Source organism: Roseovarius sp. W115 (assembly GCF_032842945.2).
Classification (GTDB): Bacteria; Pseudomonadota; Alphaproteobacteria; order Rhodobacterales; family Rhodobacteraceae; genus Roseovarius; species Roseovarius rhodophyticola.
The window spans coordinates 2,841,208-2,855,796 of the sequence record NZ_CP146606.1 but is presented as its reverse complement, the minus strand read 5'-3'; the positions used below and the strand labels follow the sequence as shown (position 1 = coordinate 2,855,796).

General features: G+C 59.3%; 16 protein-coding genes. 11 read left to right on the top strand and 5 right to left on the bottom strand.

Annotation, left to right across the window (positions count from 1 at the left end; translation table 11 throughout):
* Positions 1 to 49: 49 nt before the first annotated feature.
* Together RZS32_RS14490 and RZS32_RS14485 are read left to right on the top strand one after the other, a co-directional pair.
* On the top strand, positions 50 to 826 hold the full coding sequence (locus RZS32_RS14490; RefSeq protein ID WP_317057675.1) for an ABC transporter ATP-binding protein: 777 nt from the start codon (positions 50 to 52) through the stop codon (positions 824 to 826).
* A 30-nt stretch (positions 827 to 856) separates the two neighbouring features.
* On the top strand, positions 857 to 1,576 hold the full coding sequence (locus RZS32_RS14485) for a transporter substrate-binding domain-containing protein (RefSeq protein WP_317057674.1): 720 nt from the start codon (positions 857 to 859) through the stop codon (positions 1,574 to 1,576).
* 45 nt (positions 1,577 to 1,621) lie between these two features.
* Here RZS32_RS14485 and RZS32_RS14480 read toward each other — a convergent pair whose 3' ends face one another.
* Positions 1,622 to 2,707, bottom strand: a complete 1,086-nt coding sequence (locus tag RZS32_RS14480; protein WP_317057673.1) for an NAD(P)/FAD-dependent oxidoreductase — start codon at positions 2,705 to 2,707, stop codon at positions 1,622 to 1,624.
* 134 nt (positions 2,708 to 2,841) lie between these two features.
* On the opposite strand from RZS32_RS14480, the gene RZS32_RS14475 reads away from it, so the two are divergent.
* Positions 2,842 to 3,726 (top strand): ABC transporter permease, encoded by an 885-nt coding sequence (locus tag RZS32_RS14475; RefSeq protein WP_317057672.1) that lies wholly within the window; start codon positions 2,842 to 2,844, stop codon positions 3,724 to 3,726.
* Complete coding sequence (locus RZS32_RS14470) at positions 3,723 to 4,529, top strand: ABC transporter permease (protein WP_317057671.1); 807 nt, start codon at positions 3,723 to 3,725, stop codon at positions 4,527 to 4,529. The genes RZS32_RS14475 and RZS32_RS14470 overlap by 4 nt, the downstream gene beginning before the upstream one ends.
* A 154-nt stretch (positions 4,530 to 4,683) precedes the next feature.
* On the opposite strand, the gene RZS32_RS14465 is transcribed toward RZS32_RS14470, so the two are convergent.
* The 3 genes from RZS32_RS14465 to RZS32_RS14455 are packed head-to-tail and all read right to left on the bottom strand — an operon-like array spanning position 4,684 to position 6,529.
* Positions 4,684 to 5,475: a DUF4336 domain-containing protein gene (locus RZS32_RS14465; protein ID WP_317057670.1), complete on the bottom strand. Its 792-nt coding sequence runs from the start codon at positions 5,473 to 5,475 to the stop codon at positions 4,684 to 4,686.
* Between the two features lie 3 nt (positions 5,476 to 5,478).
* Positions 5,479 to 6,030 carry a peptidylprolyl isomerase gene (locus RZS32_RS14460; protein WP_317057669.1) on the bottom strand — a complete coding sequence of 184 codons (552 nt, stop codon included), beginning with the start codon at positions 6,028 to 6,030 and terminating at the stop codon, positions 5,479 to 5,481.
* Positions 6,023 to 6,529: a peptidylprolyl isomerase gene (locus RZS32_RS14455; RefSeq protein WP_317057668.1), complete on the bottom strand. Its 507-nt coding sequence runs from the start codon at positions 6,527 to 6,529 to the stop codon at positions 6,023 to 6,025. Before RZS32_RS14455 ends, RZS32_RS14460 begins: the two co-directional genes overlap by 8 nt.
* Positions 6,530 to 6,669: 140 nt before the next feature.
* On the opposite strand from RZS32_RS14455, the gene RZS32_RS14450 reads away from it, so the two are divergent.
* From RZS32_RS14450 to RZS32_RS14435, 4 genes are all read left to right on the top strand, one after another.
* On the top strand, positions 6,670 to 7,854 hold the full coding sequence (locus tag RZS32_RS14450) for a phosphoglycerate kinase (protein ID WP_317057667.1): 1,185 nt from the start codon (positions 6,670 to 6,672) through the stop codon (positions 7,852 to 7,854).
* A 207-nt stretch (positions 7,855 to 8,061) separates the two neighbouring features.
* A complete protein-coding gene (locus RZS32_RS14445) occupies positions 8,062 to 8,655 on the top strand; it encodes a LysE family translocator (protein WP_317057666.1) in 594 nt (197 codons plus the stop codon).
* Between the two features lie 77 nt (positions 8,656 to 8,732).
* Positions 8,733 to 9,512: an SDR family NAD(P)-dependent oxidoreductase gene (locus RZS32_RS14440; RefSeq protein ID WP_317057665.1), complete on the top strand. Its 780-nt coding sequence runs from the start codon at positions 8,733 to 8,735 to the stop codon at positions 9,510 to 9,512.
* Between the two features lie 102 nt (positions 9,513 to 9,614).
* Positions 9,615 to 10,508 carry a fructose bisphosphate aldolase gene (locus RZS32_RS14435; RefSeq protein ID WP_317057664.1) on the top strand — a complete coding sequence of 298 codons (894 nt, stop codon included), beginning with the start codon at positions 9,615 to 9,617 and terminating at the stop codon, positions 10,506 to 10,508.
* A gap of 119 nt (positions 10,509 to 10,627) precedes the next feature.
* On the opposite strand, the gene RZS32_RS14430 is transcribed toward RZS32_RS14435, so the two are convergent.
* Positions 10,628 to 10,861 (bottom strand): hypothetical protein, encoded by a 234-nt coding sequence (locus RZS32_RS14430; RefSeq protein WP_317057663.1) that lies wholly within the window; start codon positions 10,859 to 10,861, stop codon positions 10,628 to 10,630.
* Positions 10,862 to 11,146: 285 nt separating this feature from the next.
* Between RZS32_RS14430 and RZS32_RS14425 the strand changes: the two genes are divergently transcribed.
* The 3 genes from RZS32_RS14425 to RZS32_RS14415 are packed head-to-tail and all read left to right on the top strand — an operon-like array spanning position 11,147 to position 14,566.
* Entirely contained in the window at positions 11,147 to 12,463 is a 1,317-nt protein-coding gene (locus RZS32_RS14425) for a glutamine synthetase family protein (RefSeq protein WP_317057662.1), read from the top strand.
* Between the two features lie 60 nt (positions 12,464 to 12,523).
* A complete protein-coding gene (locus RZS32_RS14420) occupies positions 12,524 to 13,201 on the top strand; it encodes a type 1 glutamine amidotransferase (RefSeq protein ID WP_317057661.1) in 678 nt (225 codons plus the stop codon).
* A gap of 3 nt (positions 13,202 to 13,204) precedes the next feature.
* Positions 13,205 to 14,566 carry a glutamine synthetase family protein gene (locus tag RZS32_RS14415; RefSeq protein WP_317057660.1) on the top strand — a complete coding sequence of 454 codons (1,362 nt, stop codon included), beginning with the start codon at positions 13,205 to 13,207 and terminating at the stop codon, positions 14,564 to 14,566.
* Positions 14,567 to 14,589: the final 23 nt, after the last annotated feature.

Below are 14,589 nucleotides of genomic sequence, written 5' to 3'. Positions count from 1 at the left end.
CGTCCTAGTACCGGGTGTTAACCATCTGCCACCTGACCGGAACCTGCCTTTGTCCGACACGACGCCCGTTATTGAAATTCGCAACCTGCACAAAGCCTATGGCACTTTGGAGGTCATCAAGGGTGTCGATATCACCGCCAAGCGCGGCGACGTGGTCTCATTGATTGGCTCATCGGGGTCTGGCAAATCCACCATTCTGCGTTGTGCCAACCTTTTGGAAGACAGCCAGGACGGCGATATCGTTTTCAAAGGTGAACCGGTGAAATGGTCGGGTCAGGCCATGTCGCGCCGCCCCGCCGACTCCAAACAGGTCCTGCGCATCCGCACGAACCTCAGCATGGTGTTCCAGCAATTTAACCTTTGGGCCCATCTGACAATTCTGGAAAATGTGATGGAGGCCCCGGTGACTGTGCTGGGCCGGGATCATGGCGAGGTGGAGGCATCGGCCCGCAAGTACCTCGACAAGGTCGGCATTGGCGATAAATGCGATGTCTACCCCGCGCAGCTCTCGGGCGGACAGCAACAACGCGCGGCCATTGCCCGTGCGCTGGCGATGGAGCCCGAAGCGCTTTTGTTTGACGAACCCACTTCGGCGCTTGACCCCGAGCTGGAACAGGAAGTTGTGAAAGTTATCAAAGACTTGGCCGCGGAAGGCCGTACTATGATGATTGTCACACATGATATGAAGCTGGCCCATGATGTGTCGGATCACGTGATCTTTCTTCATCAGGGTCTCATCGAAGAAGAAGGCGCGCCAGAAACACTGTTCGGCGCCCCGAAATCAGACCGGCTGCGGCAGTTTCTCAGCTCGACCATGGCCGCCTGAAAACAAACTTTAAGAAAAGGGAGTAACCAAATGAAAAAACTAGTCGTTTCTGCATTGGCGCTGGCACTGTCCAGCGGCCTTGCAATGGCCGAGGACAAAACTGTCCGCCTGGGCACCGAAGGCGCCTATGCACCATACAACTTCATCAACGACGCCGGTGAAGTTGACGGATTTGAGCGCGAAGTGGGCGACGAGCTCTGCGCACGCGCAGAACTGACCTGTGAGTGGGTCACCAATGAATGGGACTCAATCATCCCCAACCTGGTGTCCGGCAACTACGACGTCATCATCGCCGGCATGTCGATCACCGCCGAACGCGACGAAGTCATTGATTTCACACAGAACTACACACAGCCCGATCCGTCAGCCTATCTTGCAACATCAGCAGATGCTGACATCTCGGGTGGTGTGGTTGCCGCCCAGTCCAACACGATTCAGGCGGCGTTCATTGCAGAATCCGGCAATACTCTTGTGGAATTCGCAACACCCGAAGAAACCATCGCCGCAGTCCGCAATGGCGAAGCCGACGCCGTTCTGGCTGACAAAGCGTTTTTGACACCGATTGCCGCAGAAGACGGCGATCTGGTCATGCTTGACCAAGAAGAACTGATTGGTGGAGGCGTTGGTTTGGGTCTGCGCGAAAGCGATACAGAGCTCAAAGCCAAGCTGGATGCGGCCATTGAGTCCATGAAGGCAGATGGCTCGCTCAATGCGCTGCTCGAAAAATGGGAAATCGGCCCGGGCTTCTGATCCGCCCGATCTCCGACAGAACGAGCCGCCCTTGCGCGGCTCGTTTTACGTTTGGGGCGCTGCGAACCTCTCTGGTCTGTAAGGGCCAAGCCATCCACCGCTCTGATTGCTGACGCCCTGTTGCAGCTCGTCTGCAATCAACTCCGCCATAATCGCGGCAAGCGTGATGCCGGAATGCATGACCGCCACGTAAAGCCCACCCTCAACGCCCCCAACAACCGGCATTCCATCTTCCGGCACAGGCCGATGGGCAAGCTGCACGCCTGCACGCGACATCGCAACGCCCGGAAACATCGCTTTTAGTCGCAACAGAGCAGCATCCCCTGCCTCATCCGGGGCCAGATCAATCCGCTCTGCCGCATCGCTCTGATGCCCCACTGCAACCGGATGGATCAGGTCACCGTTTTCGCATTGCGTCACTTCCCCCAACTCTGAGACCAGCACATGGTCCACCAGTTTGGGCAATGGATTGGTCGTCAGTACCAGCGCAGGACGCTCCACCAAGGGCACATGCACACCCACCTTGTGCATCAACGCCTGCGTCCCGGTTCCTGCTGCCACCAAAACCTGATCCGCTACAAGCGGCCCCAGCGGCGTTTGCACGCCTGTCACACGCCCGCCGTCGCGCAAGATCTCTTGCACTTCCAGCCCCGACAACTCTTTTGCGCCCTCCGCCACGGCGGCATCCAGCAAGACTTGTGTCACGGCCACGGAATCAATGGCCATCTCATCGGGAAAATAGAGGCACTGTTCCGGAGCATTGGCCACATGCGGCTCCAGAGCTTGAAACTGGTTCCGATCAATAATCTCCAGTGGATAGCCAAGATCCCCAAGCTCCTGTGCCTGCGCCTGCAAGGCCGCGCCCTGCTGTTCCCAGCACAAACACCCGGTTTGCCGGATCGGCAAAGCCACAGCGCGCATAAGACGTTGCCAAGCCGCGATCCCCTCATGCCGCAAGCGAAAATGCGCATGATCGAGAAAGAACGACGCGTTGATCCAGCCAAATGACGCATCAGTTGCGCGTGCTCTGCCATCATGCACCACGGTAACTTGCGCGCCCTGGCTCTGCAGCCGGTACGCCACCGCTGCCCCGATGATCCCTGCACCGACAATGATCACGTTCTGTGCCATTCTGCTGTCCCTTCGACCAAATTGACGCGATCCTGGGTCGCATTACCAGCTGCATAACGCGAATTGAGATTGACAGCCACAAAGCAATGCGGGACCACTGGGAGTGAACAAACGGCGGGATGCGATCGAATTTAATGTTCAGCTACTGTGTTGATCCCGAGACCCTGTCTGGCGTCAAATGGCTGTCGTGTTATTTGACCACAACGAAACACAGCAATCTCTATTATTCGTTCATCACCGTCATGGTCCTTCTGGCCATCACAGCCCCCACGGCCCTCGCCTTTGGCTTTGCCGGCGCCACAGCGGCCCGCTCACGCATCCTGCCACTCCGCTGGTTCGGCAAGGGCTACATCTCCATTGTGCGCGGCGTGCCCGACATCGCCTTCTTCCTCTTTTTCGTCATCGCGCTGGATCAGGCGTTCGAATACATCCGCCACCGCGTGAAGTGCCCCGACTGGTCCGAACCGGTGCGCCAGGGAAATGACTTTGTCGTCTGTCAGGCCGCCAAGCTCCCGCTGGGTGAAGCGCCGCAATGGGTGCACGAAACTTACGGGTTTTTCATCGCCGTTCTGACCTTTGCCATCGTCTTTGGCGCCTTTGCCGCCAATGTGCTCTTTGGCGCCATGCGCGCCGTGCCGCGTGCTCAAATTGAGACTGCAGAGGCGTATGGGATGAGCCCACGCCAGAGCTTCTGGCGCATCCTCGTCCCGCAAATGTGGGTCTACGCCCTGCCCGGCCTGTCCAATTTGTGGATGGTGCTGACCAAGGCTACACCGCTTTTGTTCCTGCTGGGCGTCGAGGACATCGTCTACTGGGCCCGCGAGTTGGGCGGCACAGCCCTGCCGCGCTTTACCGAGTATCCCCATGGCGACTGGCGCATGTGGTATTTCCTCGCACTCTTGGTGTTCTATCTTGGCCTGACCAAGGTCTCCGAGGTCTTCCTGGAACGCCTCATGACCCGCCTGACCCACGGGCAAGCCACCACGGGCGGCGAGTCTCAACGAAAGGCCGCGGCATGAGTTGCTGGGAGACAGTACAAGCCTACGCCTTTCGCTCAATCGGTTTTGGCGAACGGCTTTTGCCAAAAGAGGATTTCACCCTCTGTCAGCAATTCACCCTGATCGGCTCTGGCATGATCTGGAACATCTATTTTGGTGTTCTGGCGCTGTTATGCGGCTTTTTACTCGCAACGGCGGTTGCGCTTGGCAAAGGTGCGAAGAATCCACTGCTGCGCAAACCCTCAGAGTGGTTCATATTCCTCTTTCGCGGCTCGCCGCTCTTTATCCAGTTCTTCTTTGCCTATTTCGCCTTTCTCAGCCTGAAACAGGTGAATCCGGTCTTTGACCCCTTCACCGCCGCCTGGCTGGGTGCGCTCATCGTGCTTTTCCTCAACACTGCCGCCTATTCGGGCGAGATTTTCTACGGGGCACTGCGCTCTATCCCTAAGGGCGATGTAGAGGCCGCTGATGCCTACGGGTTTTCGGGCTGGCCACGCTTTCGCAAGATCATCTGGCCCACCATGCTGCGGCTGGCCTGGCCTGCTTATACAAACGAGGCGATTTTCCTCTTCCATGCCACCACACTGGTCTTCTTTTCGGCCTTTCCTGCCTGGCAACAACGCGGAGACGCGCTCTACTACGCCAGCTACTTCGCCGACAAGACCTTCAACCCGTTTGTGCCCTACCCGATCCTCGCAGGCTATTTCATCCTACTGACGCTCTGCGTTATCGGGCTTTTCGGGCTGATCAACCGCTATCTCAACCGCCACCTGCCTCAGGACAACCGCCAAAAACTGAAACTGCGCATGAATATCATCCGCTGACCGCAGGCCAGATGAGCGGCTGCGCCGCAAAACAATTCTGAGTTGGGGCGCTGCCCCAAACCCCGGGATATTTCAGGCAAGAAGAAAGTCCAGAACCCGCCTTTTCTCTTTGCTGAAAATATCCCCGCCGGAGGCTCCGCGATTTGCCACAAACCTACCGCTCGGAATTTTCGCGGTCTTTCATATCCTTGATCGCGCTATCCCAGCGCCGCGCGCGCAAAACTCGGCGGAAGGCGCGTTCCAGCTCCCCTACACCGTCACGTTCATACCACCGCCCATGGGCGATAATCACCCGACGCGGTCGCCACTCAATCATCTGCTCGATGTCCTCGGCAAAGGCGTCTTTGTCCCGAAAGCTCCAGGCAATGAGGGGTGGTGTTTTCCCGTCGCTGTCATCAATCCCGTTGAGCCAGGCAAAGGGGCGGCAATGCGCTGGCAGTTTCTCTGTCTCAAACGCCTCGATGAGATCCGTCAGCACAAGTGTTTCCCCCGCACGATGAAAGAACACCACCTCCTTGTGCCAGCGGCTGCCGCGCACGATGAGTTGGTCGATCTGTCCCTTCCAAGCCTCTTCAGGTCCATTGGAGCGCAACGCCGTGCTTTCGGGCAGGCTCAGACCATTCTTGGCGGCCCGGTCATGCACACCGGGGGCCGCCCAAAACGTTGCTTCGGGATACGCATTGCACCAATCGGCAATGTTTAGATAGTGGATCTGATTGGGTGCAATGAGGTGGCGAACAGGTCCCAGCGCGTCCAGCTCAGCGCGCAGGCTATCGGTCAGTTGCGTGGGCGAATGCACCCAGATGTCTCCATTCTCCAACTGCGCCACAGTGGCGCGCGTTGAAAACGGAAACCCATAGGATTTGATCGCTGGACCGTCGACAATCCAGAGGCCCTCAGCCACGGGCTTGAGCGTGTTCAGAGGCTCATAGCCCGTGGGTACCATGGCTTATTCGCTGACCGAAACCTTGCGCATCACATCTGGCGCGCCCACCACGGCTCCGTTTGGTCCTGTGCCGCGCTTGATGGCGTCGATAATATCCATACCTTCGGTTACGCGGCCAACGACGGTGTATTGCCCATTCAGGAAGTGGCCTGCATCAAACATGATGAAGAACTGACTGTTGGCACTGTTGGGGTCCTGTGCCCGTGCCATACCCACAACGCCACGATCAAACGGCACATCGGAAAACTCCGCCGCCAGATCGGGCCGTTCACTGCCACCGCGGCCAGCCAGACGCATGTCTTCGCCTTCTTTGCCGAACTCAACATCACCGGTCTGTGCCATGAAGCCATCGATCACGCGATGAAACACCACGTTGTCATAGGCGCCTTCGTTTGCCAGCTCCGAAATTTGCGCCACGTGACCTGGCGCCACATCTTCCAGAAGATCAATCGTGACGGTGCCCATGGCTTCGCCCACGATCTCAATCGTCATTTCCGTGGCCACGGCAGGTGCGGCCAGAGCGATCAGGCTTGCAGCAAGAAACGTCTTATACATCGGCAGCCACCTTCACGCTGATCATCCTGTCGGGGTTCATCGGAGGTTCACCGCGCAGGATCGCGTCGACATGCTCCATACCTTCAATCACCCGGCCATAGACGGTGTATTGCCGGTTGAGAAAGTGGTTGTCGCTGAAGTTGATAAAGAATTGAGAATTGGCGCTGTCAGGGTTTTGGCTGCGCGCCGCGCCCAAGGTGCCGCGATCATGTGGCACGCCGGAGAACTCGGCCTTCAGGTTAGGCAGGTCGCTGCCGCCCGTGCCCGCGAGGCGAATGTTGAAATCCTTTTCCAGGTTGCCGTTCGCCACATCGCCGGTTTGCGCCATGAAGCCATCAATCACCCGGTGAAAACACACATTGTCATAGGCCCCCGACCGCGCCAGCTCTTTCATCCGTTCACAATGGCCCGGTGCCACGTCGGGCAAAAGCTCAATGGTCACGGTGCCGTCCTTGAGCTCGATCAGGACTGTGTTTTCTGGATCTTTGATCTCGGCCATTCGGGCCTCCTTTGAATGAAACGTTCCCCGATACCTAGGCGCTTCGCTCCCGATTGCCAAGCCAGAGGTTGACGCCCCGGCGGAGCCAAGCCAAAAGGCGCGCGACACCGAACCGGTCAGACTACAAGGGAGAGGGTGATATGGGTTGGAAATCGCTTGATGATGTGGACCTTACAGGTAAGACCGTACTCACACGCGTGGACATCAACGTGCCCATCGAGAACGGTCAGGTCACCGACACCACCCGCCTCGACCGGATCAAGCCTACGATTGACGCCATTCTGGCCGCCGGGGGCAAGCCTATGCTGCTGGCCCATTTCGGACGACCCAAGGGCAAGGTCGTGGACGAGATGTCGCTGCGCCACGTGGTGCCTGCCCTGTCCGAGGCCATCGGGCACTCGGTACAGTTCATCGAGACGCTGGAAGGCGCCGAGAACCTGACGGCGGAGGCCAAGGCGGCCGAGGTGCTGCTTTTGGAGAACATTCGCTTTCACCCCGGCGAAGAGGCCAATGACCCGGAATTTGCCGCGCGCCTTGCAAGTTTAGGCGATGTCTATTGCAACGACGCCTTTTCCGCCGCCCACCGCGCGCATGCTTCGACAGAGGCACTGGCGCGCCACCTGCCCGCCTGTGCAGGCCGGTTGATGCAGGCCGAGTTGAGCGCGCTGGAAGCAGCGTTGGGCGCACCTGAGCGCCCGGTTCTGGCCGTCGTCGGCGGTGCAAAGGTCTCAACGAAACTCGATCTTCTGGGCAATCTGGTCGAGAAGGTCGACAAGCTGGTGATCGGCGGCGGCATGGCCAACACGTTTCTGGCCGCGCAAGGTTTGAACGTGGGCACGTCGCTCTGTGAACATGACATGGCCGACACCGCCCGCGAGATCATGGGCAAGGCCGGGGCCGCCGGGTGCGAGATCCTGCTGCCGGCCGATGTGGTTGTGGCCAAGGAATTCAAGGCCAATGCCGCACATGAGGTAGTGCCCGCCCATGCCTGCCCCGAAGACGCAATGATCCTCGACGCCGGGCCGCAAGCCGTGGCGCGGGTGAATGCCGCGATTGAGGCCTCCAAAACGCTCATCTGGAACGGGCCTTTGGGCGCGTTCGAGCTGGAGCCGTTCGATGCCGCCACCAACGCCGCCGCTCGTCATGCCGCAGAAGCAAGCCGCGCAGGCGCGCTTGTCTCGGTCGCCGGCGGCGGTGACACGGTCGCCGCCCTCAATCAGGCCGGCGCGGCGGAGGATTTTACCTATATCTCCACCGCAGGCGGTGCCTTTCTGGAATGGATGGAAGGCAAGACCTTGCCTGGTGTGGCGGCGCTTGGGGGGTGAGCAAGGGCTGACCGTCATCCCGGGCTTGACCGGGGATCTCTTAATCACGAACTCCTCGGGTCAAGCCCGAGGATGACACAAAAATCGCAAAGCACAGCCGCGCGGTAGAGTGGGGTTTCACCCCACCTTATCGTCCAAAATAGTGGGCAATCTTGCCCACCCTACATCTCCTTGCACCACCACCTCTCCACCCCTACCCTCCACGCCATGGAGAACCTCACCGCCTTCCTGCTGGCCGCCTTTGCCCTGACGGGCAGTCCCGGACCGAACACGCTGAGTGCCGCCGCGGTTGGAGCCTCTTTTGGGCGGCTGCGCGGTTTGCGCTACGTCGCGGGGCTGGTGGTCGGCGTGATGCTCGTGGCGCTGGTTGTCGGTACGGGCATTTCCGGTGCGATCCTCGCTCTGCCCGGTGTGACGCCGGTGATCACTGCGCTTGCCATTATCTATTTCCTCTACCTGGCGTGGAAAATCGCCACGGCCCCGGCGATTGGCGAGCTGGAAAATACCGACGCCAGCCCGCCGCGCCTCATTGACGGCATCTTTATCACCCTGGCCAACCCCAAGGCCTATGCCGCGATGGCCGCGCTTTTCTCGGGCTATGTGCTGATCGCGGGCAACCCGCTTGTTGACGGGCTTTGGAAAGCGGCCCTGATCCTCGGCGTGATCATCATCGTCAATGTCCTGTGGCTGATGACCGGCGCGGAACTGGCGCGGCACCTGCGCTCTCCGCGCGCTGCCCGTGCGGTCAACATTACCTTTGCTCTGCTCCTGCTCGCTTCTGTGGCGACACTTGCAATGTGAAGAACACCGCACTCGACGCCCGATCCACCTTTGCCTAAGCTGCGGTGCAAGTTCCTCCAAATACAAGGAGCGCAGAGATGGAGAGCTGGACATTAGTCACCGGAGCCTCCGAAGGGCTTGGTGTGGAGTTTGCCAAGCTGGCGGCCAAGGAAAAGCGCAACCTCATCCTTGTGGCGCGCACAGAGGACAAGCTTAACGCCCTGGCCGAGGAGTTGCGCAGTGACGCCGTGCAGGTCGAGGTCATGCCCACCGATCTGTCAGATCTCACCCAGACCGAGGCGCTCTGGGCCAAGGTCAGCGAAGGTCGTGTGATCGACCGGCTTGTGAACAATGCCGGTCTTGGCAAGAACGGCGATTTCAGCGATCCGGAGAGTTGGGCGCAGGAACTGACGTCGATGAACGTGAACATGATCGCGCTTACCTATCTGATGAAACAGGCCATTCCGCATATGCAGGGTCATGGCGGCGGGCGTATCCTCAACGTGGCCTCTGTCGCAGGCTTCACGCCGGGCCCCAACATGGCGGTCTACCACGCGACCAAAGCCTTTGTGCTGTCGCTCTCCGAGGCCGTGGCCGAGGAACTGAGCGGCTCAGACGTGACCGTTACCGCCCTTTGCCCAGGGGCCACGGCCACCAATTTCTTTGACGTCGCCGACATGGACGGTGTGCGGCTGCTCAAACTGGCCAAGCCGATGTCGGCCAAGGATGTGGCCGAACAGGGCTGGATCGCTGCGCGCGCGGGCAAGCGGGTGGTCGTCACCGGCTTTCTCAACAAGGTCTTTGCATTCCTGCCGCGCATTTCACCCCGACGTGTCACGACCTTTGTGGCCTCAAAAATCATGGGCAAAGGACATTGAGTTCCCGAAACGGAAACGGTTGATAGCGCTATCAGAATTGCATGGCCCTGCCTGCCCCTCTAAGAGAGCCGCAGTTGTTTATCTATTGATCAGAGGCGCCCCATGTCGAAATCCGCTCAAACCGAAAAACTCCGTCAGGGCCAGGGCTTTATTGCAGCCTTGGACCAATCCGGCGGCTCCACGCCCAAGGCGCTCAAGCTTTATGGCGTGAACGAGGACGCCTATTCCGGCGAAGCGGAAATGTTCGACCTGATCCACGGCATGCGGGCGCGCATCGCGCAAGCGCCCGATTTTACTGGCGACAAGGTCATCGGCGCGATCCTTTTCGAGATGACCATGGACCGCCAGATCGCGGGCCGCCCCTCGGCAGAGTTTCTGTGGGAAGAGCGCGGTGTCGTGCCCTTCCTGAAGGTGGACAAAGGTCTGGCGGATGAGGCGGATGGCGTGAAGCTGATGAAGCCGATGCCGGATCTCGAGGCGCTCTTGGAGCGCGCCAATACAGCCGGGATCTATGGAACCAAGATGCGCTCGGTGATTGATGCGGCCTCGTCTTCGGGCATTGCCGCCAATGTGGCACAGCAATTTGAGGTGGGAGGCACCATCCTGGATCATGGTCTGGTACCGATCATCGAGCCGGAAGTGACCATTTCTATCGCCGACAAGGCTGAGGCCGAAGATATTCTGGCAGCGGAAATTGCCAAGAACCTCGACGCTCTGCCTGAAGGGCGCGATGTGATGCTCAAACTCACCCTGCCCGAGACGGCAAACCACTACAAAGCGCTGGTGGATCACCCCCGAGTCTTGCGGGTTGTGGCCCTCTCTGGTGGATACTCCCGCGACGAGGCCAATGACCGGTTGTCGAAAAACACCGGCATGATCGCCAGCTTCTCACGCGCGCTCACCGAAGGTCTGTCCGCAGATCAGTCGGATGAGGCCTTCAACAGCACGATTGGCGCAACCATCGACAGCATCTACCGCGCGTCGATTGCGGGGTGATGGGCATTGGGATTGGTGCGCGGTGTTAAAGCGGCGCACCATCACAAGGACGCACGCGAAAAAGCGCATACCAAGCGCCCCTGTGCGGCTTGAAGCTACACTTTGGTCTGACCCGCGGATCAGTCCTCTGCAGGCTGGCTCTTTACGGTATTGACCACCCCAAGGAAGATGCCTGCAAAGAGGCCCAAAGCACCCCAGGTGACCCCATTGGCAAGAGCAAAGCGGACCGTTTCACCAAACGTGACACCGCCAGAGGAAAAATTCACGAGGATAAAAATCAACGGGGTGACAACAAGGCCAAAACCCGCGCCACCAACGGCCCCAAGAAGGGCCCAAATCTTGTAAGAATTCATGGTCAGCTGCGCTTTCTGCGATTAAGTTTCTTGTGTCCGCCCTTGGAGGTCAGATCCACTCTAGTCGCTCGCGGGGGCTCTCACAACAGTTAAAGCTCCCACTTCTCGCAGGCGTCCGGATGCAATCGGCGTAAGCGTCACCTTGGTGCAAAACTACGCATGACGCCGACGCACCGAAGTCTGCTCCCGGCTTTGGCACCGCAGCCTGCGCAATTTGATCAAATGCATCTGGAAGCTTTGCCTGCTTCCCACTAGGCTGCGCAAAACTCTGCGGGACAGCGGATCATGGACCTAAGCGAATATCAAACCTTTCGGGTGGCCGCCTCTGACCTCAATGGCCGGATGCGGGGCAAGCGTGTGCCGGGCTCTTATGCCGACAAACTGGATCAAGGCGCGGTGCGCATGCCATTTTCGGCCAGTAATGTCGACATTTTCGGCTTTGACATCGAAGACAGCCCACTGGTCTTTGAGACCGGCGATGCCGATGGCGTGCTGCTGCCCACAAAGCGTGGCCCGGTGCCCTTGCCCTGGCTGGAGGTGGACCAGCCGCTGGTGCCCATGGCAATGCATCATGAAGATGGCACGCCCTTTGAAGGCGACCCACGCCATGCGCTGGCCACCGTTCTGGCGCGCTACGGCGCACGCGGCTGGCATGTGATTGCCGCAACCGAGCTGGAATTCACGCTGGTGGATGACGGCGGCGACGCACTGGCCCCAATCAAAGACCCTGACTCAGGCAGAGCGCTTGAGCTGCCCGATGTGTTATCATTGGCGCAGCTTGATGTTTTCGATGCCTTTCTCAGTGATCTCTACAAAGCCTGCGAAAAGATGGGGATTCCGGTGCAAACCGCGACCTGCGAGTCCGGCCTTGGACAGTTCGAGTTCACCCTCACCCATCAGGATGCCATGCGCGCCGCCGATGACACCTGGCTCTTCAAGCGGCTGATCAAGCGGATGGCGCGCAAGCACGGGCATGCGGCAACGTTTATGGCCAAGCCTTTTGCCGATGATGCGGGCAACGGGATGCATATGCATTTTTCCGTTCTGGATGCACAGGGGCGCAATGTCTTTGACAATGGTGGGCCCGAGGGCTCAGAGGCGCTTTTGCACGGGCTAGCGGGATGTCTGGAGGCAATGCGGGACAGCACACTCCTTTTTGCCCCGCACGCCAACAGCTATGACCGGCTGGTGCCTGGCGCGCATGCGCCTACCTCGATCTGCTGGGCCTATGACAATCGCACCGCCGCCCTGCGCGTGCCTGGCGGGTCACCCAAGGCACGGAGGATCGAGCACCGCGTCGCTGGGGGCGACACCAACCCCTTCCTCACCTTTGCCGGTGTTCTTGGCGCGGCCATGAACGGGATTGAGGATGCCACCCTGCCCCCTGCCCCGATCACAGGCAATTCCTATGATCAGGACCTGCCGCAGCTGGCCGAGGACTGGGACATGGCCATCGCCCTCTTTGAAGGCAGCGATGCGATGGCGCGGATTTTCCATGCCGACCTCATCCGAAACCTCGTTTTGACCAAGCGCCAGGAAATGCGCCTGATGTCCGAGCGCCCGGTGGCCGATCACTGGAAAATCTACCTTGAAACCGTGTAAATCAGGCTTGATGTGCTGCTGACGCACGGCTAGCCTGAATTTGATCAAATTTGGTGACCTATGAAAATCGGTATTTTGATGACCGGCCATGCCCTTCCCGATCTGATCGAGGACACGGGCGACTACGACGCAATCTTTGCCCAACTTCTGGCAGACAAGGGGTTTGAGTTTGAGCGCTACGACGTGGTGGACGAGGTCTATCCCTCCAGCCCCGAGGACGCAGATGGGTGGCTGATCACCGGCTCCAAACATGGCGCTTACGAAGATCACCCCTGGATCCCACCTTTGGAGGCATTCATTCGCGACATTCGAGACGCAGGCAAGCCGCTGATTGGCGTCTGTTTCGGCCACCAGATCATCGCGCAAGCCCTGGGCGGCACGGTGGTGAAGTTCGACGGCGGCTGGTCGGTGGGTCGCACCGAATATGAGATCGAAGGTCAGACCGTTGCGATGCATGCCTGGCATCAGGATCAGGTGATCACACCGCCTGAAGGCGCTAAAATCATTGGACATTCTGACTTTTGCGAAAACGCTGCAATGATGATCGGCGACACGATCCTGACGATCCAGCCACACCCGGAATTCACCTCACATATCCTGACCACGATCATCGACCAGCGGGGCAAGGGTGTCGTGCCCGATGACCTACTCAAGACCGCGCGCAATGAGGCCGACGCGCCCATCGACAGCGCCGCATTTGCCGAGCGCATGGCAGACCATTTCAGAAAAGGGGCCTGAGCCATGGCCAAAGACTGGACTTCAAAACTACCCGAAGCGGCGCAAACCTATCTCGAAGGGCATCGGCTCGATGAGGTGGAATGTATCATTGCCGATTTGCCTGGGGTCGCACGCGGCAAGGCGGTTCCCGCCAGCAAGTTTGGCAAGCAGGCTTACTTTCATCTGCCGGATTCAATCTTTTACCAGACCATCACTGGGGATTGGGGCGAAGCGGCAGGCGATGAAGGCTTCATCGAGCGCGACATGGTGCTCAAGCCCGATATGGACACCGCCTCCGCCGCGCCATGGACGGGCGACTGGACCCTGCAGGTCATTCACGACGCCTATGACCGAGATGGCAAACCCATCGACTGCGCCCCGCGCAATGTGCTCAAGCGCGTAGTGAAGATGTATGAAAAGATGGGGCTGGAGCCGGTTGTGGCACCTGAGATGGAGTTTTTCCTCATCGCGCGCAACCTCGACCCGCGTCAGGAAATTGCGCCCATGGTCGGCCGGTCGGGCCGACCTGCGGCCGCGCGGCAGGCGTATTCGATGACAGCGGTGGATGAGTTCGGCCCGGTGATCGACGACATATACGACTTTGCCGAGGCGCAAGGCTTTGAGATTGACGGCATCACGCAGGAAGGCGGCGCAGGTCAGCTTGAGATCAACCTGCGCCATGGGGACCCGGTGAAGCTGGCCGATGAGGTGTTTTACTTCAAGCGCTTGATCCGCGAGGCGGCTTTGCGGCACGACTGCTTTGCCACTTTCATGGCCAAACCCATCGCGGCTGAACCCGGCAGCGCGATGCATATCCATCACTCAATCATTGATCGCGAAACCGGCAAGAACGCGTTTTCCGGCCCTCAGGGTGGTGAGACAGACATGTTCTATCACTTCATTGGCGGCTTGCAGACCTACCTGCCCTCGGCCCTTGCCGTGATGGCCCCTTACGTGAATTCCTACCGCCGCTACGTGCGAGACAATGCAGCACCCATCAACCTGGAATGGGGGCGCGACAATCGCACGACAGGCATCCGCGTGCCGCTCTCCCCGCCCGAAGCGCGCCGCGTGGAAAACCGCATCGCGGGCATGGATTGCAACCCTTACCTGGGCATCGCGGTCAGCCTGGCCTGCGGGCTTTTGGGGATGAAGAATGAGACCCGCGCCAAGACGCAGTATCGCGGCGACGCCTATGAGGGCGAGCCGGATTTTGTCAATGAACTTGGGGCCGCGCTTGATCTTTTTGACGAGGCCACGGACCTGCACAAGATCCTCGGGCCGGATTTTGCGCGCGTCTATTCCATCGTGAAACGCGCCGAATATGCCGAATTCCTGCAGGTGATTTCGCCTTGGGAACGGGAGCATCTCTTGCTGAACGTCTGAACCTTTGGCGCAGGTCTGGATCT

What these genes read in the sequence shown, in the direction of transcription:
- RZS32_RS14455 (WP_317057668.1), bottom strand. Translation starts at nt 6,529, where the DNA reads ATGGCCGAGATCAAAGATCCAGAAAACACAGTCCTGATCGAGCTCAAG.
- RZS32_RS14465 (WP_317057670.1), bottom strand. Translation starts at nt 5,475, where the DNA reads ATGGTACCCACGGGCTATGAGCCTCTGAACACGCTCAAGCCCGTGGCT.
- RZS32_RS14440 (WP_317057665.1), top strand. Translation starts at nt 8,733, where the DNA reads ATGGAGAGCTGGACATTAGTCACCGGAGCCTCCGAAGGGCTTGGTGTG.
- RZS32_RS14435 (WP_317057664.1), top strand. Translation starts at nt 9,615, where the DNA reads ATGTCGAAATCCGCTCAAACCGAAAAACTCCGTCAGGGCCAGGGCTTT.
- RZS32_RS14430 (WP_317057663.1), bottom strand. Translation starts at nt 10,861, where the DNA reads ATGAATTCTTACAAGATTTGGGCCCTTCTTGGGGCCGTTGGTGGCGCG.
- RZS32_RS14445 (WP_317057666.1), top strand. Translation starts at nt 8,062, where the DNA reads ATGGAGAACCTCACCGCCTTCCTGCTGGCCGCCTTTGCCCTGACGGGC.
- RZS32_RS14450 (WP_317057667.1), top strand. Translation starts at nt 6,670, where the DNA reads ATGGGTTGGAAATCGCTTGATGATGTGGACCTTACAGGTAAGACCGTA.
- RZS32_RS14420 (WP_317057661.1), top strand. Translation starts at nt 12,524, where the DNA reads ATGAAAATCGGTATTTTGATGACCGGCCATGCCCTTCCCGATCTGATC.
- RZS32_RS14475 (WP_317057672.1), top strand. Translation starts at nt 2,842, where the DNA reads ATGTTCAGCTACTGTGTTGATCCCGAGACCCTGTCTGGCGTCAAATGG.
- RZS32_RS14425 (WP_317057662.1), top strand. Translation starts at nt 11,147, where the DNA reads ATGGACCTAAGCGAATATCAAACCTTTCGGGTGGCCGCCTCTGACCTC.
- RZS32_RS14480 (WP_317057673.1), bottom strand. Translation starts at nt 2,707, where the DNA reads ATGGCACAGAACGTGATCATTGTCGGTGCAGGGATCATCGGGGCAGCG.
- RZS32_RS14470 (WP_317057671.1), top strand. Translation starts at nt 3,723, where the DNA reads ATGAGTTGCTGGGAGACAGTACAAGCCTACGCCTTTCGCTCAATCGGT.
- RZS32_RS14485 (WP_317057674.1), top strand. Translation starts at nt 857, where the DNA reads ATGAAAAAACTAGTCGTTTCTGCATTGGCGCTGGCACTGTCCAGCGGC.
- RZS32_RS14460 (WP_317057669.1), bottom strand. Translation starts at nt 6,030, where the DNA reads ATGTATAAGACGTTTCTTGCTGCAAGCCTGATCGCTCTGGCCGCACCT.
- RZS32_RS14415 (WP_317057660.1), top strand. Translation starts at nt 13,205, where the DNA reads ATGGCCAAAGACTGGACTTCAAAACTACCCGAAGCGGCGCAAACCTAT.